Origin of the sequence: Peribacillus sp. NPDC094092, from assembly GCF_050279365.1 — a bacterium.
GTDB lineage: Bacteria > Bacillota > Bacilli > Bacillales > DSM-1321 > Peribacillus.
Window position 1 is genome coordinate 1,024,073 of record NZ_JBNNUC010000002.1, and the last position, 25,346, is coordinate 1,049,418.

Annotated in this window: 28 protein-coding genes and 2 riboswitches; of the genes, 20 read left to right on the top strand and 8 right to left on the bottom strand. The window is 41.6% G+C overall.

The window, feature by feature from the left end; all coding sequences use genetic code 11:
• Nucleotides 1-44: 44 nt before the first annotated feature.
• On the top strand, nt 45-1,145 hold the full coding sequence (locus ACQKNS_RS13965; protein ID WP_427643649.1) for a class I SAM-dependent methyltransferase: 1,101 nt from the start codon (nt 45-47) through the stop codon (nt 1,143-1,145).
• Nucleotides 1,146-1,197: 52 nt separating this feature from the next.
• Here ACQKNS_RS13965 and ACQKNS_RS13970 read toward each other — a convergent pair whose 3' ends face one another.
• Nucleotides 1,198-1,440, bottom strand: a complete 243-nt coding sequence (locus tag ACQKNS_RS13970) for a DUF2626 domain-containing protein (RefSeq protein ID WP_076365317.1) — start codon at nt 1,438-1,440, stop codon at nt 1,198-1,200.
• Between the two features lie 85 nt (nt 1,441-1,525).
• Nucleotides 1,526-2,227: a helix-turn-helix transcriptional regulator gene (locus ACQKNS_RS13975; protein ID WP_427643650.1), complete on the bottom strand. Its 702-nt coding sequence runs from the start codon at nt 2,225-2,227 to the stop codon at nt 1,526-1,528.
• A 214-nt stretch (nt 2,228-2,441) separates the two neighbouring features.
• Between ACQKNS_RS13975 and ACQKNS_RS13980 the strand changes: the two genes are divergently transcribed.
• The 9 genes from ACQKNS_RS13980 to ACQKNS_RS14020 all read left to right on the top strand — a co-directional run bounded on the left by ACQKNS_RS13980 (nt 2,442) and on the right by ACQKNS_RS14020 (nt 7,294).
• Complete coding sequence (locus tag ACQKNS_RS13980; protein WP_427643651.1) at nt 2,442-2,822, top strand: Spx/MgsR family RNA polymerase-binding regulatory protein; 381 nt, start codon at nt 2,442-2,444, stop codon at nt 2,820-2,822.
• A 101-nt stretch (nt 2,823-2,923) separates the two neighbouring features.
• On the top strand, nt 2,924-3,997 hold the full coding sequence (comGA, locus tag ACQKNS_RS13985; RefSeq protein ID WP_427644217.1) for a competence type IV pilus ATPase ComGA: 1,074 nt from the start codon (nt 2,924-2,926) through the stop codon (nt 3,995-3,997).
• Nucleotides 3,984-5,015 carry a competence type IV pilus assembly protein ComGB gene (gene comGB / locus ACQKNS_RS13990; protein WP_427643652.1) on the top strand — a complete coding sequence of 344 codons (1,032 nt, stop codon included), beginning with the start codon at nt 3,984-3,986 and terminating at the stop codon, nt 5,013-5,015. Before comGA ends, comGB begins: the two co-directional genes overlap by 14 nt.
• A gap of 28 nt (nt 5,016-5,043) precedes the next feature.
• Nucleotides 5,044-5,403 (top strand): competence type IV pilus major pilin ComGC, encoded by a 360-nt coding sequence (comGC, locus tag ACQKNS_RS13995; protein ID WP_397268246.1) that lies wholly within the window; start codon nt 5,044-5,046, stop codon nt 5,401-5,403.
• A 7-nt stretch (nt 5,404-5,410) separates the two neighbouring features.
• Nucleotides 5,411-5,854 (top strand): competence type IV pilus minor pilin ComGD, encoded by a 444-nt coding sequence (comGD, locus tag ACQKNS_RS14000; protein WP_427643654.1) that lies wholly within the window; start codon nt 5,411-5,413, stop codon nt 5,852-5,854.
• Entirely contained in the window at nt 5,841-6,179 is a 339-nt protein-coding gene (locus ACQKNS_RS14005) for a hypothetical protein (RefSeq protein WP_427643656.1), read from the top strand. The genes comGD and ACQKNS_RS14005 overlap by 14 nt, the downstream gene beginning before the upstream one ends.
• The gene (gene comGF / locus ACQKNS_RS14010) at nt 6,127-6,606 is read left to right on the top strand and encodes a competence type IV pilus minor pilin ComGF (RefSeq protein WP_427643658.1); all 480 of its coding nucleotides are present in this window, start codon (nt 6,127-6,129) and stop codon (nt 6,604-6,606) included. The genes ACQKNS_RS14005 and comGF overlap by 53 nt, the downstream gene beginning before the upstream one ends.
• On the top strand, nt 6,593-6,991 hold the full coding sequence (comGG, locus tag ACQKNS_RS14015) for a competence type IV pilus minor pilin ComGG (RefSeq protein WP_427643660.1): 399 nt from the start codon (nt 6,593-6,595) through the stop codon (nt 6,989-6,991). The genes comGF and comGG overlap by 14 nt, the downstream gene beginning before the upstream one ends.
• 117 nt (nt 6,992-7,108) lie before the next feature.
• Nucleotides 7,109-7,294, top strand: coding sequence for a YqzE family protein (locus tag ACQKNS_RS14020; protein WP_063233067.1), 186 nt, complete (start codon nt 7,109-7,111; stop codon nt 7,292-7,294).
• Between the two features lie 47 nt (nt 7,295-7,341).
• Here the strand turns inward: ACQKNS_RS14020 and ACQKNS_RS14025 are convergent, their stop codons facing one another.
• Both ACQKNS_RS14025 and ACQKNS_RS14030 read right to left on the bottom strand, forming a co-directional pair.
• Nucleotides 7,342-8,142: a YqhG family protein gene (locus ACQKNS_RS14025; RefSeq protein ID WP_427643661.1), complete on the bottom strand. Its 801-nt coding sequence runs from the start codon at nt 8,140-8,142 to the stop codon at nt 7,342-7,344.
• Complete coding sequence (locus ACQKNS_RS14030; RefSeq protein ID WP_144526705.1) at nt 8,120-9,808, bottom strand: DEAD/DEAH box helicase; 1,689 nt, start codon at nt 9,806-9,808, stop codon at nt 8,120-8,122. Before ACQKNS_RS14030 ends, ACQKNS_RS14025 begins: the two co-directional genes overlap by 23 nt.
• 376 nt (nt 9,809-10,184) lie before the next feature.
• Nucleotides 10,185-10,272: riboswitch (glycine riboswitch) on the top strand.
• A gap of 3 nt (nt 10,273-10,275) precedes the next feature.
• Nucleotides 10,276-10,359, top strand: a riboswitch (glycine riboswitch).
• 139 nt (nt 10,360-10,498) lie between these two features.
• Between ACQKNS_RS14030 and gcvT the strand changes: the two genes are divergently transcribed.
• Genes gcvT through gcvPB form a run of 3 tightly spaced genes read left to right on the top strand, consistent with a single transcriptional unit; the run spans nt 10,499 to nt 14,419 of the window.
• Nucleotides 10,499-11,605 carry a glycine cleavage system aminomethyltransferase GcvT gene (gene gcvT / locus ACQKNS_RS14035; RefSeq protein ID WP_427643663.1) on the top strand — a complete coding sequence of 369 codons (1,107 nt, stop codon included), beginning with the start codon at nt 10,499-10,501 and terminating at the stop codon, nt 11,603-11,605.
• Between the two features lie 17 nt (nt 11,606-11,622).
• Nucleotides 11,623-12,969 (top strand): aminomethyl-transferring glycine dehydrogenase subunit GcvPA, encoded by a 1,347-nt coding sequence (gene gcvPA / locus ACQKNS_RS14040; protein WP_427643665.1) that lies wholly within the window; start codon nt 11,623-11,625, stop codon nt 12,967-12,969.
• A complete protein-coding gene (gene gcvPB / locus ACQKNS_RS14045; RefSeq protein ID WP_427643667.1) occupies nt 12,962-14,419 on the top strand; it encodes an aminomethyl-transferring glycine dehydrogenase subunit GcvPB in 1,458 nt (485 codons plus the stop codon). The genes gcvPA and gcvPB overlap by 8 nt, the downstream gene beginning before the upstream one ends.
• Nucleotides 14,420-14,570: 151 nt before the next feature.
• On the opposite strand, the gene ACQKNS_RS14050 is transcribed toward gcvPB, so the two are convergent.
• A complete protein-coding gene (locus tag ACQKNS_RS14050; protein WP_427643669.1) occupies nt 14,571-14,954 on the bottom strand; it encodes a rhodanese-like domain-containing protein in 384 nt (127 codons plus the stop codon).
• 204 nt (nt 14,955-15,158) lie between these two features.
• Here ACQKNS_RS14050 and ACQKNS_RS14055 point away from each other — a divergent pair, with 204 nt between their 5' ends.
• Together ACQKNS_RS14055 and ACQKNS_RS14060 are read left to right on the top strand one after the other, a co-directional pair.
• On the top strand, nt 15,159-15,995 hold the full coding sequence (locus ACQKNS_RS14055) for a lipoate--protein ligase family protein (RefSeq protein WP_427643670.1): 837 nt from the start codon (nt 15,159-15,161) through the stop codon (nt 15,993-15,995).
• 391 nt (nt 15,996-16,386) lie between these two features.
• A complete protein-coding gene (locus ACQKNS_RS14060; RefSeq protein WP_427643672.1) occupies nt 16,387-18,957 on the top strand; it encodes a vitamin B12-dependent ribonucleotide reductase in 2,571 nt (856 codons plus the stop codon).
• 131 nt (nt 18,958-19,088) lie between these two features.
• On the opposite strand, the gene ACQKNS_RS14065 is transcribed toward ACQKNS_RS14060, so the two are convergent.
• Nucleotides 19,089-19,274: a hypothetical protein gene (locus ACQKNS_RS14065; RefSeq protein ID WP_076365389.1), complete on the bottom strand. Its 186-nt coding sequence runs from the start codon at nt 19,272-19,274 to the stop codon at nt 19,089-19,091.
• A gap of 137 nt (nt 19,275-19,411) precedes the next feature.
• Between ACQKNS_RS14065 and splB the strand changes: the two genes are divergently transcribed.
• Together splB and ACQKNS_RS14075 are read left to right on the top strand one after the other, a co-directional pair.
• Complete coding sequence (splB, locus tag ACQKNS_RS14070) at nt 19,412-20,437, top strand: spore photoproduct lyase (protein ID WP_427643673.1); 1,026 nt, start codon at nt 19,412-19,414, stop codon at nt 20,435-20,437.
• Nucleotides 20,438-20,522: 85 nt separating this feature from the next.
• Nucleotides 20,523-21,404, top strand: a complete 882-nt coding sequence (locus tag ACQKNS_RS14075) for a patatin-like phospholipase family protein (RefSeq protein WP_427643675.1) — start codon at nt 20,523-20,525, stop codon at nt 21,402-21,404.
• 22 nt (nt 21,405-21,426) lie between these two features.
• Here the strand turns inward: ACQKNS_RS14075 and ACQKNS_RS14080 are convergent, their stop codons facing one another.
• Nucleotides 21,427-21,801, bottom strand: a complete 375-nt coding sequence (locus ACQKNS_RS14080; RefSeq protein WP_081395494.1) for an SA1362 family protein — start codon at nt 21,799-21,801, stop codon at nt 21,427-21,429.
• A gap of 138 nt (nt 21,802-21,939) precedes the next feature.
• Entirely contained in the window at nt 21,940-22,890 is a 951-nt protein-coding gene (locus tag ACQKNS_RS14085) for a DUF1385 domain-containing protein (RefSeq protein WP_427643677.1), read from the bottom strand.
• Nucleotides 22,891-23,224: 334 nt separating this feature from the next.
• On the opposite strand from ACQKNS_RS14085, the gene ACQKNS_RS14090 reads away from it, so the two are divergent.
• The 3 genes from ACQKNS_RS14090 (at nt 23,225) to ACQKNS_RS14100 (ending at nt 25,340) form a co-directional block, all read left to right on the top strand.
• Nucleotides 23,225-23,737 (top strand): YqhR family membrane protein, encoded by a 513-nt coding sequence (locus ACQKNS_RS14090; protein ID WP_427643679.1) that lies wholly within the window; start codon nt 23,225-23,227, stop codon nt 23,735-23,737.
• 94 nt (nt 23,738-23,831) lie between these two features.
• Nucleotides 23,832-24,278 carry a type II 3-dehydroquinate dehydratase gene (gene aroQ / locus ACQKNS_RS14095; protein WP_076365401.1) on the top strand — a complete coding sequence of 149 codons (447 nt, stop codon included), beginning with the start codon at nt 23,832-23,834 and terminating at the stop codon, nt 24,276-24,278.
• Nucleotides 24,279-25,340, top strand: coding sequence for a M24 family metallopeptidase (locus ACQKNS_RS14100; protein ID WP_427643681.1), 1,062 nt, complete (start codon nt 24,279-24,281; stop codon nt 25,338-25,340).
• Nucleotides 25,341-25,346 lie beyond the last annotated feature (6 nt).

The following is a 25,346-nucleotide window of genomic DNA, read 5'->3' on the forward strand; positions in this document are numbered from 1 at the left end:
AATTTTCAATATGATGGAAGATCATGGAGACGGAGGCTATTTTGTTGAAAAATCACTTGAAGGAATTGATTGCAGGAAGCCCCCAAAAAAGGATTTCCTATCATGACTATATGGATGCTGTTTTATATACGCCAACCATAGGCTACTATGCACGCGCAAAAGAGAAAATCGGCACAAGAGGGGATTTTTATACGTCTGGCAACGTTGGGGATGCATTTGGGAGATCACTGGCCAGGTGGTTCGTTTATTTGATAAAAAGGTGCGGAGTTTCACCAAGAATCATCGAGGTCGGAGCAGGGGACGGTAAGCTTGCTTATGACATCCTCGTTTTCATAAAAGAAATGGAACCGCAGATATGGGACTCCCTGACTTATATCCTTGTGGATGGCAGTCCATATCATAGAAAGGTTCAGCAAGAACGTATAGGGATGTTCAAACAGGCAGTTTCTGCCGCCAGTTTAGAAAAATGGACGAATGTAAATGGAATCGTCTTTTCAAATGAACTTTTCGACGCGTTGCCCGTACATGTCATTGAAAAGTATAAGGGAGGCCTGGTAGAGGTATTCGTCACTGAAAAGGAAGGAGATTTGGTAGAAGTGAGGGGACCTTTGGACAACCCCGAGATTCTATCTTACCTTACAGAACGAAATATCACCTTAAATGAAAAACAACGATATGAAGTTCCGCTAAAAATGGTCCTTGAATATGAGAAGATCGTTTCCTGTTTCGAATCTGGTATTCTCCTTACGATTGATTATGGCTATACCGAAAGGGAATGGAAGGAGCCAGCTCATCTTCAAGGGAGCTTGAGGGGCTATTATCAGCATCAAATGATTAAAGATGCGCTTATGTATCCTGGTGATATGGATTTGACGGCACATATCCATTTTGACACATTACTCGAGATTGGGAAAAGAAACGAACTTTCCAATCAGGGGCTTTTTCTTCAAAATGATTTCTTGCTTAAAGCAGGGATACTAGAGGAATTGACGGACCATCAAGGAACTGATCCATTCTCGAAAACGGCAAAGCGTAATCGTGCAATTCGGGGGCTGATCGTTCCAGGGGGATTTAGTGAACATTTCAAAGTGCTGCTCCAATCGAAGAATTTAGCAGGAGATGTGACGATGTTTCCTGAATGGTGACATGTAAAAACCCATGAATCAAAATTCATGGGTTATGTAATATTGCTTGTTCTTAATGCGCAGTACCCGGAGTCATCATGAATACGCTCCAGTAGGAAAATCCTGCAAAGAAAACGGTAAGATAGGCGCCGAAAACATAAATATACATGCGCTCGGATAATTTCAAATAACTTAAAAGTACAAAAAAGATCGTTTGTGCAAAGAAAAGCAAAGACGTTTGATGCATATGGCCAAGATAAAAGAAAATTGCCATAATTCCTGTCCAAAATCCACATACTCTGAACATGCGTTCCACCCGAATCCCTCCTTATGTCTAGTCTTGTACATTCTAAATAATTATAAATGAAATTGTAAGGTAATGTAAAGGATGCCTTTTGTTTCTATGTGAGAACCGAAGCCTGGTATGAACATGTTGCACAATTGGACATCATATTTTCTAATTCCACAATATTGACATTCTCAAACAAGGCTTCGAACATACCTTCTAAAAATGAATTATGCATGGAGCATAGTGTTCTTGGCTCCACTTCAGCAACTTCCTTAAACGGGCAATTGAAGATACGGAAGTATATTTTATTTTCTTCTTCGCTTGCTTGTATTTCCGGAGATAACCCTGCGATGGTAGCCGCATTCTTAAGCATGTTGACCTTTTCCCCAAAACCAAGTCGATCGATCGATGTCGAATTAAGGGCTAGTTGCTGATTGATCAATTCTTCCCCGAATGCTTTTCCCGTTTCATAAAGTGCCTGTTTTCCTTGTTCCCCTAATGTCATCATCGTCTTGATGGCAATCCTTGAAAGCAGCTGATAGTTCCTGTATGGAAAATGAAGCTGAATGACTTTATCAGATAATCGATAAAGTCTGCTGGGACGACCGCCTTTCCCGGTCTTTCGGGCATCAGAGGTCAACATATCGATATCCTCCAGTTTCGACAAATGCAAACGGGCAACATTTGGATGGATGTTAAAAGAATCGGCGATTTGCTGTACCGATACATCACCATGCTTGTTCACAATATGCTGATATATATAATATCTGGTGGGATCAGCTAACACGTTTGTTATTTTTAACGTTTGTTCCATTACACCCTCCTGCTATTCCATAGTTTAACTATGTCCATTATAATGCAGGCAGAAAAAAATGGAACACGAGAAAGGGCAAACTCCCTTTAGTTTAAAAAATGTTCACAAATAAAGCGGATTAATAAGCAAAAATATATACAATACTTGTACAAGTATTATACAATCATTACATAGATTATTAATGTATACAAAATGTGAACGAGGAGTGATTAGTATGGCACAGTTAACTTTCTTTTCGTATCCAAGTTGTACATCTTGCCGTAAAACAAAAAAATGGTTAAGAGCCAATCAAGTTTCCTTCGATGAGAGACATTTATTCAGAGAGACTCCGACTGTTGCAGAGTTAAGAAGAATTCTTGAATTGACATCGGAAGGGCTTGATGAAGTCTTAGCAACAAGAAGTGAAGCATACAAAGACTTACGAGTTAATATTGACGAAATGATGCTATCTGATGTAATCCAATTATTAACAAAAGAACCGAAGTTATTAAGAAGGCCCATTCTCATAGACGGGCAGAAACTAGTGATTGGTCATAATGTAGACGCATTAAGAAATTTGGTTTCCAAAAGGCTGGATTTGAAAATGAGCATGTGAGAGGATTCTCGAAGTTTTTTTCGGGAATTTTTTTTTGAAGCAGGAATTTGTCGTGGATTGTCGAATCCATACAACAAGAATCATAGGAGGTGATGAATGAATTGATATCGATTGAAAAGACCGCAGAAAAAATACTCACCCGTGCTGTACAGGAATCGGCATCGGATATCCACATTTTTTTTCGCAGGGAGGGACCTCTCATCCAATTCAGGATAGACAATAAGCTTGTTCCAAAGGAAACATTGTCATTTTTTGAAGCTGAGAGGCTGATCGCTCATTTGAAGTTCCTTGCTTCGATGGATATAGGGGAGAAAAGAAGGCCCCAAAGTGGTGCCATCACCATCAATTTGGCTAATCAGGTGGTCGGACTCCGCCTTTCCACTTTACCCACTGCCCATCTCGAAAGTTTGGTCATCCGCTTAATACCCCAACAGAATATCCTTCCTCTCGAACAGTTATCCTTATTTCCAAGCACCGTTCAAAAATTGATTGCACTCCTGAAGCATTCCCATGGCATGCTCATATTTACCGGTCCGACCGGCAGCGGAAAAACCACGACACTATATTCCCTGCTTCACCATGCCCATGAGATGATCAATCGAAATATTATCACACTTGAAGATCCCATTGAAAATGTATCCGAAAAGGTATTGCAAGTCCAAATCAATGAAAAGGCGGGCATTACGTATTCTGTCGGTCTAAAAGCTGTTCTAAGGCATGACCCAGATGTGATCATGGTTGGGGAAGTCAGGGATGCAGAAACCGCCAGAATCGCTGTGCGTGCCGCATTGACCGGTCATTTGATACTTACAACCATGCATACAAGGGATGCCAAGGGCGCCATCTCCAGGTTACTGGAATTTGGTGTCAGCTTGCTTGAGGTTGAACAGAGTCTGATTGGCGTGACAGCACAAAGGCTGGTTGAATTGCGATGTCTTCGATGTAAAGGGGACTGTGCTTTTCCTTGCAAAATGACTGCCAGGAATAAAAGGGCAAGTGTATATGAATTGCTATATGGAAAAAGCCTGGCTGAGGTTCTCCGGATAATGGGAGATGAGAAAGGAAAGGCAACGGTCAGCTACCGCCAATTGAAGGATGAAATCGGTAAAGCGGTTGCGATGGGCTATGTGGATTCCGAGGAATTTGAACGGCTGGTATATGATGAAACCAAGTAAATGGAAGGTAAAAGAGCAGGCGGTCTTTATTTCGAAGCTAGGTGAATTATTGAATCATGGTTATCCTTTGGCGGACGCTTTACATTTTCTTGAGTTTCAGGAATCAAAGAAGAAAGCGGAAGACTTCACCAAGGCTAAAGCCGATTTAAGGAACGGTTACCCGTTGCACATGGTGCTGACCCATCTTGGTTTTCATCCGCAGCTTATAAGTTATATATTTTATGGAGAACAATATGGCGACCTGGAACGGGCGTTGAAAGAAGGAGGGCGATATTGGAAGAAAAGAACCGAGGATATGGATAAAATAAAAAAGTTAATGGTGTATCCATTATTCTTAGTCTTTTTTGTAAGCATCGTTTTTTATATTCTTCAGAGTGTTCTCCTTCCAAAATTCCAGACAATCTATTTCACGATGGATGTCGATCAGCACACACTCCTTAAATTGATGTCAGCCTCCACATTCATTCTTCCGGCACTCCCCTTCTTTTTATTAGGATTGCTCCTATTCTTGTATGGACTCAAACGATTTTGGTTTAACGGATTATGCCCATTAAGGCAGCGAAGGATTTTGATGGGAATTCCGATATTCGGGACCTTCATCAAATTATACGAAACCTATTTTTTTGCTAGCCAATTCAGTGGCTTACTTTCCGGGGGGCTATCGATAAACGATAGCATCAAATTATTCTCGATAAATCAACAGCAGCCTTTTTATCAAAAACTATGCAATATCATTAAGGATGATCTGATCGAGGGCAGATCACTTGAAATGATTTTTCGGGAGCTCCCATATTTTGATGGGAATTTACCAGTGGTTGCTGCAAATGGTCAAAAATACGGCAGACTTGATGCGGAGCTGCTTCATTACAGTCGTTTTTTACTGGAAAGAATTGAAGAGAGAATGAATACAATCTTGAAAATCATTCAGCCTCTGATGTTTTCACTAATAGGTCTTTTGATCGTGTCCATTTATTTGGCAGTTTTGCTGCCGATGTTCTCACTGCTCGAAGGTATATAGGATTTCATTTTTGATTCCGGAGGTGAAAATGCTCGAAGGTCATCTGGTATTCAGATGGTTTCAGGAGCATGATGATATGTTGAAGAAAGTGATGAATGAACGTGGTTTTACACTAATTGAAATGCTTATTGTTTTACTGGTAATATCCATCCTTCTCATAATAACGATCCCCAATATTACGAAGAACCAATCTACAATACAATCTAAAGGATGTGAAGCATTCGTGAAGATGGCCCAGGCACAGGTACAGGCCTATGAGATCGACAATGCTAAACTGCCCGGAAGTATCGGTGAATTGGAAAGCCAAGGCTATCTCAAACAAACATCCTGTCCTAATGGGGATGATATTAGTTTGGATAGTAAAGGAAAGATAACGGTCGTTGAGTAGGATAGAAGTGAAAAAACGGCATTCCAATGGAGGGTATACACTATCTGAAACCCTGATTGTCCTCGTTATGTTTGTACTCCTGTTTTCCTTCGCTCCTAATCTATATCCCAGCTTCACTAAAGGAATGGAAAATAGGCTATTCCTTTCACAATTCCATGAAGATCTTTTCTATGCACAACAGTATGCCATCAGTCATGAGAGCTTGATTTACCTCCATATTGATACTACCAAAAAGGTTTATACCGTTTCGTCTTATAAGGAGGGAATCGTTCTAAAGAGAAGCATACCAGAGGATATACAGTTTTCAAGTGGCACTTTGGGGTTCAGTTTTCATTTTAATCAATATGGAAATGCCTCAAAAGCCGGAACGATGATGATTGACACCTCAAAGGGAAAGTACAAGCTGATCCTCAATATCGGTAAAGGGAGGTTCAGGATTGAGAAATTGTAAAGGGTACGTCTACCTGGAGTTGATTGCCGCATTTGCCGTTTGCATATTCCTGGTCCTTGCCATTTTACCAATTCTTGAAGAGTTAATGATGGATCGGAAAGATATTGCCGTAAGGACAGAAGCCCACCATTTATTATATGAAAGATTGACGGCGTTCATGGATGGGGAGATACAAGCAGTCGGTCAGGAAATCATTTACAAAAAAAGATCCTATGAATTGGTTTGGAAGGACCATGGGGATTTCCAGGGAATGATTGAAGGGTGTGTACGTTATGAAGATGAATCGGGTAATCTTGAATCCATTTGCGATGCTGCGAAAAAATGATGGCTTTACGATGATCGAAATGCTTTTTTCTTTAATGATTTTAATCGCGACGTCCCTTTTTGTTCTGCAGCTTTTTTCTATCATTCACACCCAAATGGGGTTCGTTGATAAATTGCATCCTAAAGAGTGGGAGGTATTTACCATGCAAATGAAGCAGGAGGTCCGGAGTTCCAAAGATCAAGATGTAATGGGAAATAAATTATATTTGCTTTCAGCAGAGCAATTGTCATCGTTTGAACAATATGAAGATAAGGTTCGAAGACGAGTGAATGGCATGGGGCATGAGGTCATCTTGCAGAACATTTCGGAATTCCGGGTTGAAAAGGACGGCGGTGTCATTGTTATAAATATAACGGATAAAGCCGGGACCACTTTCAGTCGAAGATTTCACCCGTTCATCAGGAATGTTACGAATGTCAATGAATAATCAAAAAGGAGTCGTTTTCCCGATGGTCATGATTGTAGCGAGTGTTTTCATCATGTTCACGATACTAATGATAGACCAGTTCATCATTGATAAAAAGTTTTATAAAGAAGTGGAAGAATCACTTGTGGCCGACCATCTTGTCCATTTAGCCATCAAGGATGTGACGGAAGAGTGGGGCGAAGGCGAAGAGATCCCAAAAATCATCCAGGGGGAGATTTCATATCCCAATGGTGTGGTACGGTATTCCTTGATGAAACAAGAAGGTCCTTACGTATATATCGAGTTTTCTTCCACGACTAAAAATGATCGCGAGGGCAGGGTAATCATTCAATACGATAAAGAAGCGGGAAAAGTGAAAGAATGGTTGGAAAAGCAGGCTGTATAATGCGCAAGATCAACACCTTTTTAAAACGGAATGTGACAGGTTCACGTTTTCATGGAACAATCATAGGAATAAGAGGAGCGTAAACCGGGCATACTTTGCATTGGGTGATGATTTTATATGTCTACAAACGCTTATATTAAATATCTGACGCAGCAGCTTGTCGAGTATTTTAATTTGACGAAAAAGGAACGAAAAGAAAAGCGCCGGCATAGAAAAGAGGATAAAAACCATGGTATGTCCCATTGGTTTGGCATTGTCCCTTTTGCTTTGTCGATGTTCGTAAGGAAAAATATCAAAAAGTGAAACAGATGTCCCGAACTTAGGACATCTGTTTCTTTTTCGTTCTTTACTTATCCCAACGCTCTATCCGAAAGGTAAAATACTCCTCCGTTGATGATGGATATTCTGATGTTGGGTTCATATTGAGCTTTTAGTGCTTCTTTCTCGGTATGATAACTCTCACTTTTTTCGTCCATATCCTTGTAAAAATGCTCCAATAAATTCAAATCATTCTGCCAGCGCAGCATTGCTTCCTCCGCCCAGGAATGGTCATCATCCTCGAAACTGGTCCTGATGTATGTATCCAGTCTTGCCAATCCACTCTTGGGCATGATCAAAGGTGAAAGCGTAAAGGAGTAATCCGGTATTTTTGGGGTGACCTTAACCGGTAAAACCCGATGGTGGAACCCTTCCATGATTTCACCCGAGATTAAATTCAATCCGATCGACATGAAAGTATCTTTTTTACGGTCGCATTGATAGGATATTTTTACATTCAGGGTCAGCCAAGGATACAAAGGATTATTTCCGCCGCCTTTTAATGGAGGAGTATCCTCAAAAAGTCTAGTATACCCCGCCAGCTTTTTGGTTGATTGAATAATTTGATGTAGGCGTGGGGAGCCAAAATGAATCATTTCTCCCTTTAAATCGGATGGAGCCTGTTCTGGATCGGTAATGAAAGTCATCCGTGCTGGGTTCGGAACGCCACCTGTTTTTTCTAGATAATGCCAATAAAAGGGTCTATTCATCAATTCTTTATCCATTTCAATCGTCAATTGGACTGTAAGGTGGGTTGGTGCCTTATCCAGTATTTCACAATCGTTGGCCTTAAAGTAAGTTATTAAAAAATCATGAATTTCCCGTTGCTGCATGAACCTCACCTTCCTTCATTGATTGAGCGAATTGGATTAATGATGAAAAATTATCCATCTTGATTTTCATTTCGCCCTCTGTTTTGGACTCGCCGACCACATCGATTAAATATTCTTCAATGTTGTTAATATCCAGTTTGGTTAGAATATCATCCAATTCTCCAATTACTTTTTCGAATAAATTTATTTTTTCGTATAGTAACTTCAGAATATGTTCTTCCACTGTATTTTTCGTGGCAAAGTTATAAATCATCACATCTTCTTCCTGGCCAAGGCGGTGAATCCGTCCAATTCTCTGTTCGAGCCTCATGGGGTTCCATGGCAGGTCAAAATTAATCAAGTGATGGCAAAACTGCAGGTTTATCCCTTCCCCGCCAGCTTCTGTTGCAATTAATACCTGTATATTCTTTTGGAATAATTCTCTCATCCAGTCTTTCTTTCCGCGCTTAAAACCGCCTCGGAAAGGAACCGAAGAAATGCCATTCTGCTGTAGGTACCATTGGAGATATAGCTGAGTCGCCCGGTACTCGGTAAAGATGATCACTTTGTCATCAATTTTCTTTATCAGTTCCAAAGCTTTTTCAGCCTTGGAGTTCTGAACGGTTTCATTCACTTTAGAAAATAAATCATCAAGCTTTGCCAAAAAGTCAGGGGAAGGCTGATCATATTTTTCTTTCATATTCTTTAATGTATAAAAGACCGCCTCTCTGCTGCTGCATGCTTCCCTTTGGAGTGTGAGAGCCGAAAAGGCGCTTCCTTTCGATCCATCCGAAATAGGCTTGAATTTGGAAACAGCATCGTACAATGCCTGTTCCGTTGGAGAAAATTCAATGGTGATGGTTTCCACATGCCGTTTTGTCCATTCAATGCCAGTATCGGCCCGCCGGTTTCGAATCATGACAGTATTGACCAGTTCCTTTAGATGCTCATCTTCAATGATGTTCCGGCCTTTCCCCTTATACTTTTCCGAAAAGAGTGAGGCATTTCCCAAGTGGCCCGGTTTCAATAATGAAACGAGGTGGAAAATCTCCTCGACTTTATTTTGAATCGGAGTGGCTGTCAGGAGTAAACAAAATTTCTTTTTCAGATTTTGGACGAATTCATAGTTCTTCGTCTTATTATTTTTTAGTTTATGAGCTTCATCAATAATGATGAAGTCATATTCCTGGGTGAAAATGATATCTCGATGTGGAGCGCGTTTCGCTGTATCGATGGATGAAATGACCACATCACAGGAGTCCCAAACATAACTTTTTCTCTGAACGACTGCCGGTATATGAAACTTGGTATTCAATTCAAAAGCCCATTGTGTGACAAGGGAGGCTGGAACAAGGATCAATACTTTTTTTACAAGGCCCCTGATCATATACTCTTTCAGGATCAAGCCTGCTTCAATTGTTTTTCCGAGACCCACCTCATCAGCTAAAATGGCCTTTCCATTCATCTTTTCCACCACTTGCTTGGCTGCTTCCAATTGATGGGGAAGCGGGGTTAACTGCGGAAGGTGCTTGGGAGCCTGTAAACCTTCAAAATCAGGTATGATAAGATTTTCCTCCATTTGAACCGCCAACTTATAAAGCTCCCAATTTCCCCATGGACCGTCATTTTCCATTTTTTGCAGAAACTCGTCATTCCATTCAGAATTGAAGGATATATTGATTTTCATAGAAATAACTCCCTCTTAAATCATAATTTCCTTAATAAAAGGTCAAAAACCGAACATTTCGTATGTGAAGTGAGAAAAATATTTCTCTTCAAAAGATATTGCAGAGATAAGTTTCTTAGGGTAGGATATAAGTATATTTAGAAAATTCCAATTTCCAAACGCTACAAAGAATCTTTGAACATCGATTTTGCAGTTCGCGTTTTCTTAGTATGGGCTATAGGCTCCTAATTTATCCAAGATTACTGAAGGAGATCATTCAAACGGTTTCTAAGAAGTTTTAGGAGAATTGGCAGAGAATGCATTCAAGAAGCTCAAAGGTTTTACCGATGTTCGGGGCTATTACGCTTCCTTTCATTGGTAGACCATTCATATGCGGGTGAAGATAAGGGGAGAGACTACGGATGTAGCGCCGAAGGAGCAAACTTAGCAGTGAATCTCTCAGGCAAAAGAACTCTTATTGGACGCAACTCTGGAGAGCGCCGCCCGTTTTGGGACGGCCACCAAAGGGGAAAACCTATTACATAGGTAAACTTTCAGGTTTCAGGACAGAGAAAAAGCTCAAACGGGCTTTCTCTGTCCTTTTTTGTGCTTTTTTCACATCATGAATCAGGGTATGCCTGATGCGTAATGACAAGAAGCTTTTGATAATGAAGCCAATCAATTTTAAAAAAATCTGAAGGGGGTCATTTTTTGACCGATTTAAAAAGAACACCACTATTTGAGGTTTATCGTGAATACGGAGGTAAAACGATTGATTTTGGCGGCTGGGAACTACCTGTCCAATTTTCGGGTATAAAGGATGAACATGAAGCCGTACGTACAAAAGCGGGGTTATTCGATGTTTCCCATATGGGGGAAGTCGATGTTAAGGGTCCAGGGAGCGTTTCCTTTTTACAGAAGATGCTGACTAATGATCTTTCAAAGCTGCAACAGGGCGGCGCCCAATATACAGCCATGTGTTATGAAAACGGAGGCACGGTTGATGATCTTATCGTGTATAAAAGGGCTGAGGATGACTATTTGCTCGTGGTCAATGCAGCAAATACAGAAAAAGATTTCAATTGGCTGCAAGCTAATTTAACGGAAGATGTCCAAATTACGAATGTATCGAATAACTACACACAGCTGGCACTACAAGGACCGTCTGCAGAAAAGATCTTACAAAAACTATCGGGAAATACTGACTTAAGTGAAATTGGATTTTTCAAGTTCAAGGAAAATGTTCTGATTAACGGTATCTCCACGTTGGTATCCCGTACTGGATACACTGGTGAAGATGGTTTTGAAATATATAGCGACAGTGAAAATGGTCCTGCCCTTTGGAAGGCGATTATGGAAGCAGGAAAGGAAGAGGGGGTTCAGCCGATTGGTTTAGGTGCTCGTGATACCCTGCGTTTTGAAGCGAAACTGCCGCTGTATGGGCAGGAGCTTTCAGCAGATATCACCCCGATGGAAGCCGGTATTGGTTTTGCAGTAAAAGTGGATAAGGAAGTGGATTTTTTCGGGAAAGCCGTACTTGCTGAGCAAAAGGCGAAAGGAGCTCCCCGTAAGCTTGTGGGAATTGAAATGATTGACCGTGGCATTCCGCGTCATGGGTATAAGGTCTACAGCGGGGATAAAGTCATTGGGGAGGTCACGACCGGTACCCAATCACCGACGTTGAAGAAAAACGTGGGATTGGCACTTATCGATAAGGAATATTCGGTGCTGGATGCGGAAGTCGAAGTGGAAATCCGTTCCAAACGCTTGAAAGCCGTTATCATACAAACACCTTTTTATAAAAAACCACGTAAATAGAGGGGAATGGTCACTAGATGAAACATCGTTATTTACCCATGACAGAGCAAGATAAACAAGAAATGCTGGAAGCGATAGGGGTATCCACTGCACAAGAACTTTTCAATGATATCCCTGAAAGCGTTCGTTTTCAAGGAGAATACGATATCAAGCCTGCTAAATCGGAACCTGCATTAATGAAAGAATTATCAAGGCTTGCCGCCAAGAATGCGGACCTTAAAAACTATGCTTCCTTCCTCGGTGCGGGTGTCTATGACCATTACGCACCGGTCATCGTCGATCATGTTTTATCCCGTTCTGAGTTTTATACGGCTTATACACCCTATCAGCCTGAAATTTCACAGGGCGAGCTACAGGCAATCTTTGAATATCAAACGATGATATGTGAATTGACGGGCATGGATGTAGCTAACTCCTCCATGTATGACGGCGGGACGGCGCTAGCTGAAGCAGCCATGCTTGCTTCAGGCCAGACACGACGCAAGAAGATTCTCATTTCAGGAACCGTTCATCCTGAATCAAGGGAAGTCGTGAAGACATATGCCAAAGGGCAACGGGTGGAAGTGGTCGAAATTCCTTATCAAGACGGTGTGACGGATTTGGCTGCTTTAAGGGAATTGGCGAAGGATGACATTGCAGGAGTGATCGTACAATATCCGAACTTTTTTGGCCGTATCGAGCCATTGAAAGAAATGGAGGAAATCATTCATGGTGTCAAGTCCATGTTTATCGTTTCCAGTAACCCGCTTGCATTGGGAGCTTTGACATCCCCTGGTGCACTCGGTGCAGATATCGTCACGGGGGATGCCCAGCCATTTGGTATTCCAGCGGCATTTGGGGGACCTCATTGTGGATATTTTGCCGTTACCAATAAACTTGTTCGTAAAGTTCCGGGCCGGCTCGTCGGTCAAACGGTGGATGAAAATGGAAAAAGGGGGTTTGTACTGACCCTTCAAGCCCGTGAACAGCACATCCGCCGTGACAAAGCCACATCCAACATTTGTTCCAATCAAGCTTTGAATGCCTTGGCAGCTTCCGTTGCAATGACTGCGCTTGGGAAAAAGGGTGTCAAAGAAATGGCCGTGCAAAATATTCAAAAAGCGCATTATGCGAAAAAAGCACTGATGGCAAAAGGGGTGGAAGTGATATTCGACGGCCCTTCATTTAATGAATTCGTCATTAAACTTCCTGCTTCGTTTTCAGAAATCAATAAAAACCTTTTTGAAAAAGGGATGATCGGCGGCTTCGATTTAGGGACGGTTTATCCTGAGCTGAAAGACCATATGCTGGTCGCGGTAACAGAACTTAGAACAAAAGAAGAAATTGATGCACTAGCGCAGGAATTGGGGGATCAACATGAATAATCAAGATCAATCACTCATTTTTGAAATCAGTACTTCCGGACGAATCGGATACAGTCTGCCAGAAATGGATGTTGCAACTATTCCGCTAGAAGAAATTCTTCCTGCCGACTACATCCGTGAAGAGGAGGCAGAGCTTCCTGAGGTGTCCGAACTGGATATCATGCGTCATTATACAGCACTTTCCAAACGGAATCATGGAGTGGATTCGGGTTTTTATCCGCTGGGTTCATGCACGATGAAATATAATCCGAAAATAAATGAAAATGTGGCACGCTTCAATGGTTTTGCCCATATCCATCCATATCAGGATCCGGCTACTGTTCAGGGAGCATTGGGACTATTATTTGATTTGCAGGAACACTTAACGGAAATCACCGGGATGGACCAAGTGACATTACAGCCTGCAGCAGGTGCTCACGGTGAATGGACTGGATTGATGATGATTCGCGCATTTCACGAAGCGAATGGCGATACAGAACGGACTAAAGTAATTGTACCTGATTCTGCACACGGTACGAATCCTGCCTCTGCAACTGTTGCCGGACTTGAAACGATTACAGTGAAGTCGGATGAAAATGGGTTAGTCGACCTTGAGGATTTAAAGCGTGTCGTCGGACCGGATACCGCGGCCTTGATGCTGACGAACCCCAATACATTGGGTTTGTTTGAAGAAAACATTTTGGAAATGGCACAGCTTGTCCATGACGCAGGCGGGAAGCTTTATTATGATGGAGCCAACCTGAATGCAGTCCTATCAAAAGCACGCCCGGGTGATATGGGCTTTGATGTGGTTCACTTAAATCTCCATAAAACATTCACAGGCCCTCATGGCGGCGGCGGCCCGGGTTCTGGTCCTGTTGGGGTGAAATCGGACTTGATTCCATACTTGCCTAAACCGCTTGTTGTCAAACAAGGTGATCAATTCGTTCTTGATTATGATCGTCCGCAATCCATTGGCAGGGTAAAACCTTATTATGGTAATTTCGGGATAAACGTGAGGGCATATACGTACATTCGGTCAATGGGTCCTGATGGCCTTAAAGCCGTCACCGAGAATGCGGTCATCAATGCCAATTATATGATGCGTAGGCTGGAACCTTATTTTGACTTACCATATAATCGTCATTGTAAACATGAATTCGTATTAAGCGGACGACGTCAAAAGAAATTAGGGGTAAGGACTCTCGATATAGCTAAAAGATTGCTGGATTTCGGGTATCATCCTCCAACCATTTACTTCCCGTTGAACGTGGAAGAAGGAATGATGATCGAACCGACTGAAACCGAGTCTAAAGAAACGCTGGATGCGTTCATCGATGCAATGATCCAAATTGCCAAGGAAGCGGAAGAAACCCCGGAAATCGTACAGGAAGCTCCGCATACAACCGTAATAAAGCGGCTTGATGAAACTCTTGCTGCCAGGAAACCTGTTCTGCGCTATCAAGCCTAGACTGATAGCTTACACGAAAAAAATCCCTGCCTGCCGGCGGGGATTTTTCATGTTTATGTAAGAATTCATTAAAGTCCACAGTTAACTTTCACTTGCCCATGATCCAGATGAAGGCCTTTTCATTTAAAATAGCCCATACGGTGATGGGGTCTTATTTCTTTGCTTTGATTTTCCCGGTCCACATCTTGAAACCGCCCTTTAGGTGAAAAAGTTCCCTGTAGCCCTTTTTGTATAGCATGGCTGCAGCTCTTCCGCTGATGATTTCGCTTTGAGCGTACAAATATACAGGCTTGTCCGGTCTAATTTCGACCAAGCGCGTTTTCATTTGCGTCATAGGGATGTTTCTTGCTCCTAAGATATGACCATTATTGAAATCATTCGGTTCCCGCACATCGATTAGCTGCACTTTTCTGTAGTTAGCGATAAATTCGTCCTGTGTTAATGTTTTAACGATTTTACGCTGGCGGTACCAATTAAAAAGTGAATACGCAATAACCACTCCCAAGATGATGAGCAGTGTATATAATATTTCCAAACATAAAAACTCCCTTCTACCTTAACGAATACAGACAATCTTTATTATATAATTGCTTTACCCAATAATCAAAAAGAATTTTCATCAAATTCTTCATCGACTTGATAGCACTTTCTTTTTTAGAGTGTTAAAGTCTGTTAAACTACTACATGTGAGTTTTTTTGCGGGGGATTGAAAAACAGTCTATTGAAACGAGGGGTAAGGATGACTAAAGAAAAATGGGGTTTTATAGATTCCGGGTATTGTTCACCGGCTTTTAATATGGCGTTGGACGAAGCACTGTTAAACTGGCAAAGCAAAGGTGAAATTCCGCCAATCATCCGCTTTTATGGCTGGGATCCAGCGTCATTGTCGATTGGTTATTTTCAAAAGGCGGAAGCGGAAATTGATTTGGAAGAGGTTAAAAGGCAGGGCCTTGGTTTTGTTCGCAGGCCGACAGGAGGACGAGCGGTACTGCACGAGCATGAATTGACGTATAGCGTAATCGTTCCAGAATCCTATCCGGGAATGCCAACTACCGTTACTGAAGCATATCGTGTCATTTCTGAAGGAATATTAATGGGGTTCAGGAATCTGGGATTGGATGCTTATTTTGCCGTGCCTAGAACCGATCAGGAAAAAGCGGCTTTAAAAACGCCCAGGTCTTCCGTCTGCTTTGATGCTCCAAGCTGGTATGAACTGGTCGTCGAGGGCAGGAAGGTCGCTGGCAGCGCTCAAACCAGGCAAAAAGGCGTCATCCTTCAGCACGGTTCCATTTTGCTTGAACTTGATGATGATAAGCTCTTTAGCGTATTTAAATTCTCAAATGACAGGGTTAAAGAGAGAATGCAAAAAAACTTAAAAAATAAAGCTGTGGCCATAAATGACATTGCCGGAAGAAAGATTACCATACCTGAAGCGAAAGAAGCTTTTGAAAAAGGTTTTGCGGAAGGACTTTCGATCGATTTAGAGCCATACGTCCTAACTGAAAAGCAATTGCTGGAAGTGAAGGCCATTGCAGAAAGCAAATATGAAAGCGATGAATGGAATTTCATGAGATAGACGAAGTGGGATAATTAATTGATTAAATAAAAAAGTTTTTTCAGATTTTTTTGACCAAATAAGCTATCCCTTACAGGGATAAGCCCTAAAAGGGCTGGTGAAAAAGCAAGGTCCAAATTAATTGAAATCTGATGAAAAATTATTGTAAATCGACATTTTCCTCCCTTTTGCTAACTATATTAATTGATTTATCGTTTGACAAAATTAAAAGTTATTCAAAACAAACACAATATATAGTAGTTGAAATATTTAATACGACACTATATATTGATTTTTGGGTTTCGCTATGATAAATTTAGGGTACTTGTTAAGCGAAACGGACATGTAAGGCTACATAAAGATTTTTGCGGCAGCAAGAACGGATCTTGAAACATATAAAGGAGAGGGAATTATGTCGGTTGTAATAAAAGAAGCTTTAAAGGTTGATCTAGAAAGGTTGAATAAGGATATTTCTTTATTTCCCCAGGTTCACCCTGTAACAGCTGATATGAAAATGGCGCATAAGGGAGTGTCCCGTCTAGTCATGCTTGACCGCTATTCTTTTAAGGATACTGAAAAAATCACACTCTCGGCAGGCGATTTCGTCGTGTTGACGATTAAGGAAGATCCGAAATTCCCGGCAAGGGGTCTCGGTTACATCGTGGAAATTGATTGGGAAACTAAAAAAGCCAAGGTATTGGTGGATGAAGAATTCCGTGGCGTATTGGATAATCCGGAAGAAATGGAGACGGGAATCGTAAACCGTCCGTTGGATATCATCGAAAAGCCGCTTGAAATATACTATGAACAAATTGCGAAACGTAATGCAACGGGATTGGCATCAGTGGAAGCCACGGAAGAAAAAAGAACGGAATGGTTCAATAAATTCTATGAAGAATTAAAGAACCTTAATTTTGTCCCGGCAGGACGGGTATTATACGGTGCAGGTTCCAATACGGACGTTACTTATTTCAACTGCTATGTAATGCCATTCGTACCTGATTCACGTGAAGGGATCTCAGAACATAGGAAACAAGTGATGGAGATCATGAGCCGCGGCGGCGGAGTGGGTACGAACGGATCGACACTGCGTCCAAGAAACACTCTGGCAAAAGGGGTGAATGGAAAATCCTCTGGTTCAGTCTCATGGCTTGACGATATTGCGAAACTGACGCATCTTGTTGAACAGGGCGGCAGCAGACGCGGGGCGCAAATGATCATGCTTGCTGATTGGCATCCTGATATTGCGGAATTCATCATTTCCAAAATGCAAAATCCAAGGATTCTGCGTTACCTAGTGGAAAACACTAAAGATGAAGCCATCAAGAAATATGCGACGGATAAATTGAAATTTACGCCGCACACGGAACAGGAAACGGCTATGTATCAAGGGATCATCAATTATAAGGAGATTCCTGGCCAAGGTGGATTTAGCGAGAAAATCATTAGGGATGCAGAAGAAAAGATCCGTACAGGTGGAACGTACAGTGTCCATAATTCTGATTTTCTGACGGGAGCCAATATCTCTATTTGCCTGACTAAGGAATTTATGGAAGCGGCGGAACAAGATGCGGAATACGAATTGCGTTTTCCTGATGTAGAGAGCTATAATGCCGAAGAAATGGCCATTTACAATGAAGAATGGCATAATGTCGGTGATGTTCGTGAATGGGAGAAAATGGGTCACAAAGTCCGTGTTTACCGTAAAATCCGAGCTAAAGAGCTTTGGAACTTAATTAATATTTGTGCGACATATTCTGCTGAACCAGGTATTTTCTTTATCGATAATGCTAATGAAATGACGAATGCCAAAGCATACGGTCAGCAGGTCGTTGCCACGAACCCTTGTGGCGAACAGCCATTGGCTCCATATTCAGTATGTAACCTTGCGGCAGTCAATTTGGCTGAAATGGCTGATAAAGATAGCAAAACGGTCAATTTCGAGAAACTTAAGCAAACCGTCGAAGTCGGTGTGCGTATGCAGGACAATGTCATTGACGCAACTCCTTATTTCTTGGATGAAAACAAAAAACAGGCACTGGGCGAGCGACGTGTTGGACTTGGCGTAATGGGTCTGCATGACCTGTTGATTTACTGTGAAACGGAATATGGCTCTGAAGAAGGAAATATCCTGGTTGACAAGGTGTTTGAAACGATTGCGACTACAGCTTACAGGACTTCCGTGGAACTTGCTAAAGAAAAAGGCAGTTTCCCGTTCCTGATCGGGTCAACGGACAAAGAAACCAAAGAGCTTAGAACACGTTTCACACAAACCGGATTCATGGAAAAAATGCCGGAAGATATTAGGGAAAGTGTTGCTGCACATGGCATCCGTAACTCTCATTTATTGACAGTGGCTCCTACAGGAAGCACAGGGACGATGGTTGGGGTATCAACAGGTCTTGAACCGTATTTCTCCTTCACGTATTTCCGCAGCGGCCGTCTGGGTAAATTCATTGAAGTGAAGGCTGACATTGTACAGGAATACTTGGACCGTCATCCGGAAGCCGATACAGAAGTGCTTCCAAAATGGTTCATTTCCGCTATGGAATTAGCTCCGGAAGCACATGCTGATGTTCAATGCATCATTCAGCGCTGGATTGACAGTTCGATCAGTAAGACAGTCAATGCTCCAAAAGGATATACTGTTGAACAAGTTGAAAAAGTATATGAACGTCTTTATAAAGGCGGAGCAAAAGGCGGTACAGTATATGTGGATGGAAGCCGTGACAGTCAGGTCCTTACGCTTAAAGCGGAAGAAAACCAAATGGACGAGCAGCTTGAAATGGATGAATTGACAGATGTGGAAGTTAAGAAGAAAGTTGTATTGGTCGATACGATAAATGAACTGCGTTCGACAAATGTTACAATTGGATCGGAAGTGGGTAACACTTGCCCGGTCTGCCGTAAAGGTGAAGTCCAGGAAATGGGCGGATGCAATACTTGCACGAATTGCGGAGCACAATTAAAATGCGGGCTATAAGCTGATGAAAGGGAAGGTCGTTAAGTATGCTGCAAAGCTATCTTAACGGCTTTTTTCAAGTAACAGCCTGTTCAGTTACATGGCAAAAGAAGACCGAATCCTCGTAAATTCGGTCTTCTTTTTGCGTTCAATCAACCATTTTCATTTTGCTGCCCTATCTCCTTTTCAGCTAGATATTGGTTGCCATCTTTCAAAACCGAAAATTCATCGACCGAGTCTCCAGGTATATTCCTTGGATTTGGATATTTATTATCTGTTTGGACGGTGATCGCTTGTTTCCCCGTTCCATTTGTCAAGAAGTCTCGTTTATTTGCCATATCGCATCTCCTTCATTTTGAATTTCCAAGTAAAAACAATCATGAGGCTAACAGAATATTGAAAAACTATCCTTATGAATTAGATTGTGTAGTTCGATTGAAAATATGAACAAATCGATAAAAGAATGGAGATCGAAATGAAACCATTTATGCCGCAGTTAGTATATATTGAGCCAAGGGCACTGGAATACCCGCTTGGCCGGGAATTAAAAAAGAAATTCGAAGATTTGAACATTGAAATCCGTGAGACTACATCGCATAACCAAATCAGGGATCTTCCTGGAGAAAATGATCTGCAAAAATATCGTGTCGCCAAATCGACGCTTGTGGTAGGAATCAGAAAAACATTGAAATTTGATTCTTCAAAACCATCTGCTGAATATGCCATACCCCTTGCTACAGGGTGTATGGGGCATTGTCACTATTGTTATTTACAGACGACACTCGGATCAAAACCATATATTAGGACATATGTGAATCTTGACGAGATTTTCGAGGCAGCCGAAAAATATATGGATGAAAGAAAGCCTGAAATTACCCGTTTTGAGGCAGCCTGTACATCGGATATCGTTGGAATTGACCATTTGACACATTCGTTAAAAAGGGCCATAGAATATTTTGGGAAAAGTGAATATGGGGTTCTAAGGTTCGTAACTAAATTTCATCATGTCGACCATCTGTTGGATGCTGAACATAATGGAAAAACGAGATTTCGCTTCAGTATAAATTCACGTTATGTGATAAAGAATTTCGAGCCCGGAACTTCGAGCTTCGAAGAAAGGATGGAAGCGGCACGTAAAGTGGCAGGTGCCGGATATCCCCTCGGTTTTATCGTAGCGCCAATATACCGTCATGAAGCATGGAAAGAAGGCTACCATGAATTATTCGAGCGGTTGAGTGAGGCGTTAAATGGGGTGGATATCCCTGACTTGACTTTTGAGTTAATCCAGCATCGGTTTACTGGCCCAGCAAAAAAAGTGATTCAAAAAAACTACCCGAAAACAAAATTGGAATTGGACGAAACAAAGCGAAAATATAAATGGGGCCGATATGGAATTGGTAAATATGTTTATCAAAAAGAAGAAGCTGCAGAATTGGAAACGACCATTCGAGGTTATATAGCGGAATTCTTCCCTAAAGCTGAGATTCAGTATTTTACCTGAATCAAGGGAATTTTCTATTTAAAACTGTCATAAATCCCTGAAATCCTGCTTAGAAATGTAAAGACCGGATTAGGGGAGGGCAGCTATGATTATTGACGGCGTTTTTTCCGGAGGCGGGATTAAAGGCTATGGTTTAGTGGGAGCCCTGCAGGAATTAGAAGAACGGGGATTTGTATTCCATCGAACAGCCGGTACAAGTGCGGGATCCATAATTGCAGCTTTCGTAGCAGCTGGGTACACAGGTAAAGAAATGGAAAAGCTTTTTCTTGATATAGATTTAAGCGGCCTGCTGGACAAAAGGCGAGGTCTATTGCCTATCCCGCTGGCCAAATGGCTCCTTGTATATTGGAAACTTGGCCTTTATAAAGGCAACGCACTGGAGACATGGGTCGCCGGTAAACTTGCTGAAAGGAATGTAGTCACCTTTAAGGATATTCGACCAAAATCCCTCCGAATCATAAGCTCAGACATTACAAATGGGAAATTGGTGGTATTGCCTGATGATTTACCGAACTATGGCATTGATCCGAGCACTTTTCCCGTGGCAAAGGCAGTAAGAATGAGCTGTAGCATTCCTTATTTTTTTGAGCCAGTCAAACTTGATGTCGGAAAAAGCAAGTCCCTTTTTGTTGATGGAGGTGTGTTAAGCAATTTTCCAATGTGGCTATTCAATTCAGATCATGTAAGAAAGGAAAGGCCGGTCATCGGCTTGAGGCTAAGTGTCGATGAGATATGGAAACCGCATGAGGTGGATAATGCGGTTGAATTGTTCTCCGCATTATTCAAAACGATGAAAGATGCCCACGATGCACGGTATATTTCCAAGAAACACGTCCATAATATCGTATTTATCCCGATGAAGGGAATTTCTGCAATGGATTTCAATCTGAATGATGAAAAAAAGGGTGAATTGATGAATCGGGGCAGGCAGTGCACAAGAGAATTCCTTAAAAAATGGACTTATTGATTATAAATAAAAAATCGGGCTCTTAAAAAGAAGCCCGATTTTTCTTTTTATTCTTTTTCCCTTCGATGACGGTTAAGTGACTATCCGTTTTCTTTCTCCATTTTATTTTCTTTGATGATTTTGCTGCTGAGAAGCTAGCCACATTGTCTTTTTTCGAAGTTCGGTTTTTTAGCCTTTTTTTCGATTGGCGGGCAGCCTTTCGGAATGCTTGCTGCTCTTTCTTAACTGGTTTTCCCTTTGTTAATCCGGTATAAATCATATAAATAATCCCTGCGACAATGGCTATTATGAGAATGTTTCTAAAAAAGCCAATCGGGTCATTAAATAGTCGGCTCATTAGTCCGAGGACTCCGAGGGCGATGATTCCGTATATCATGAAAGATATGAAACGTTTCAACAAAGACACCTCCTTAAGAGCATCATAAGCATTTTTAGCTTATTTTAAACATTATTAATGTAAAATATTTGAAAAAAAGTAAAGAGCATTCCCATAGTTAGTATATGATTTTCCATAATCAAAATGTGTATAGATGTTTTACACAATTACATCGGATTCTAAACTTTTTTCTGTCTCTTTTTCCATCCTTAACAGTTCCTGGAAGGATGCTAATGCGACTTCGACTTGGTCATCGGTAGGGGCTTTGGTTGTCAATAACTGAAGCCAAAGGCCGGGATAGCCAAGGTAACGGAGAATGGGAATATCCCTTACTTTGTTGGTCAACTGCAGTACCTCGAAGGCTATGCCAAGCACGACGGGGATTAACAAAACTCGATTCACGACACGGAGCCATAATGGATCGGTCGGAACGAGCATATAGACGAACATGCCTACAATGACTGTAAATAAAATGAAGCTGCTGCCGCAGCGATAATGAAGGCGTGAACTTGCCTGAACATTTGCTACGGTCAATTCTTTTCCACTTTCGAAGCAATTGATCACCTTATGCTCTGCTCCGTGATACTGAAAGACACGCTTGATCAAAGGCGTCATGGATACTACGTAAATGTATACCAGCAATAATATCAATTTGAACAAGCTTTCCATTAAAACCTGTGCCATATGGCCGCTGAATATGGGTTTTGTCAATTCGGCAAGAAAGACTGGAATCAAAGTGAAAAGCAACTTCCCGAATAGGAAGGAAAGAACACCGATTACGGCAACTCCCAGCCATACACTTATTTTGGAAGATTCTTTCGTTTCCTTTTTCTTTTCCAGCTTTTCCCCGTCTTCTTCTTCATACTGTTCAGTTGAAAAGTTTAGATGTTTCGAGCCGGTGGCACTTGACTGAATAAGTGATATGATACCGCGTAGAAACGGTACTTTTTTTAAGCGGTTGACAACAGGTTTCGATTCACGCGGTAGATGATAATATACAATCGTCGAATCTTTGCGGCGTACCGCTGTGACTGTGTGATGTTTGCCGCCGAACATGACGCCTTCCACTACAGCCTGCCCTCCATAAACGGGTTTTTGAACCTCAGACATTTCTACACCAACCTAATAGTTATTCACGTAGCTCTCTCAAGGGTGCTAACATGTTTATTATCAAGCATCACAAGGGTTTAAAGGCATTCCAATAAATTTGAATGGAGGCTTTAACCCAGCGAGTACTTTATGAATGTTGAATCACAGGAAGGTAGTATCCTGTGTACATTATAAACTTCAACAGAGGATGGGTATTTTCCTCTGAAAAAAGTAGATTATTTATGATTTAATCATACAGAATAAATCGCAAAACCTCTAGTGATTCTCCTTCCTAACAATAAAAAAAAATAGTTCTAATTAACAAAGGGCATACTACGTAGCGGAGGTGATTGATATGTCTTCTAATGAAAATGGACAAATTCAACAGGAATATCAAAGCATGTTAATCTACAATGTACTTGCCGTCGGTTTTGTTGGGGGGGCTTTAGCGAGTTTTATCGGGATCTTTGCCCATTATGTTAATTTTATGGATTTCAGCCCAAAATTCATACTAACTTCGTGGTCCAACATGACCTGGATCGATCATTGGCTCGGTACGGTAATGACCATAATTTTATTCGGAATTCTATCCGTGGGAATCGCTTTTATATACTATAGTCTTTTTAAAAGGGTGAAGAGTATTTTTTCGGGTATTCTTTTCGGAGTGGTCTGGTGGGCTTTGCTGGTGTTTGTCCTAAAACCGATGTTCGTCGATTTGCCAACCTTTTCTAAAATGTCAGCAAATACGGTTATAACAAGTATCTGCATTTTTATTATATACGGTCTTTTTATAGGGTTTTCTATATCATACGATCATCAGGAGTATATACGTCAAAAAAACAAAGCCGAGAAGCAGCAGGAAAGCTGATTGCTTCCTGGTTGTAAAAAAGTAGTAAGACAATTTGTAATTATGATAGAATGTTCATGGAAAGCATTCTTATAACATGAGCAGGTGTTTGATGATGACAAAAATTTTATTAATCAATGGTCCGAATTTAAATCGCTTGGGGAAGCGGGAACCTGCGCATTATGGATCCTCGACGCTTGCGGATGTGGAAGCGCAATTAATGCAGCAGGCTCAAGGGTTAAATGTGGAATTAACCTCTTTTCAAACGAACCATGAAGGAGCGATCATCGACAAGCTCCATTGGTCAGAGGATCATGGGATCGACGGGATTATCATTAATCCTGGAGCTTTTACTCATTATAGCTATGCGATTCGTGATGCAATAGCCGGAATTGATGTTCCTGTGGTGGAAGTGCATATTTCGAACATACATGCCCGTGAAAGCTTTCGGCATGAATCAGTGACCGCGGCGGTATCGGCGGGACAGATTGTCGGCTTGGGGATACACGGATATGAATTGGCTTTGCAGGCGATTACAAAGATTGCAAAGGGGAGAAATTAAATGAATAAACTATTGCGCTTAAGGGCCTCAATGGAAAAGGCGGGCATTGATGGTTTTTTGATCACCAGTACATATAACCGCCGATTCATGACCAACTTTACGGGAAGTGCAGGCGTTGTCCTTATTTCCCAAAAAGAAGCTAAATTCATCACTGATTTCCGATACGTGGAACAAGCGGGCAAACAGGCACCGGATTATGAGATCGTTCAACACAAAGGAACCATCATCGAAGAAGTAGGCAAGCAGGCTAAATCGATGAATATCGGCAAGCTGGGCTTTGAGCAAGAGCATTTGACCTATGCCACATATAAGGCATACGAAGCGGCCGTTGATGGTCAACTTTTGCCGGTGTCGGGTGTTATTGAGAATTTACGCTTGATAAAGACTTCATCAGAGATTAAGATATTAAAGGAAGCGGCTGCTATCGCTGATGCTGCGTTTACACATATTCTGGATTTCCTGCGTCCAGGGATCTCGGAACTGGATGTATCCAATGAACTTGAATTCTTTATGAGGAAACAAGGGGCAACTTCTTCTTCCTTCGATATCATTGTAGCATCCGGCATAAGGTCCGCACTTCCGCATGGAGTGGCTACGGATAAAATCATCGAAAAAGGCGATTTTGTCACATTGGATTACGGGGCATACTATGACGGGTATGTGTCTGACATCACTCGGACATTAGCAGTTGGCAAGCCAAGTGAAGAACTTATTAATATTTATGACATTGTTTTGGAAGCTCAACTGCGGGGAATGGCTGGGATCAAACCTGGTATGACTGGCAGGGAAGCGGATGCACTAACTCGAAATCTAATTGAAGAAAAGGGATATGGCCAGTATTTCGGTCATTCGACCGGACATGGAATCGGTCTTGAAGTTCATGAAGGTCCAGCATTATCCTTAAAGTCTGATATCATTTTAGAACCAGGTATGGCTGTAACCGTTGAACCGGGCATTTACTTACCGGGTGTAGGCGGAGTGCGGATTGAAGATGATACAATCGTTACAATAGAAGGTAACGAAGCACTTACTCATTCAACCAAAGAGTTAATCATTCTGTAAACATGT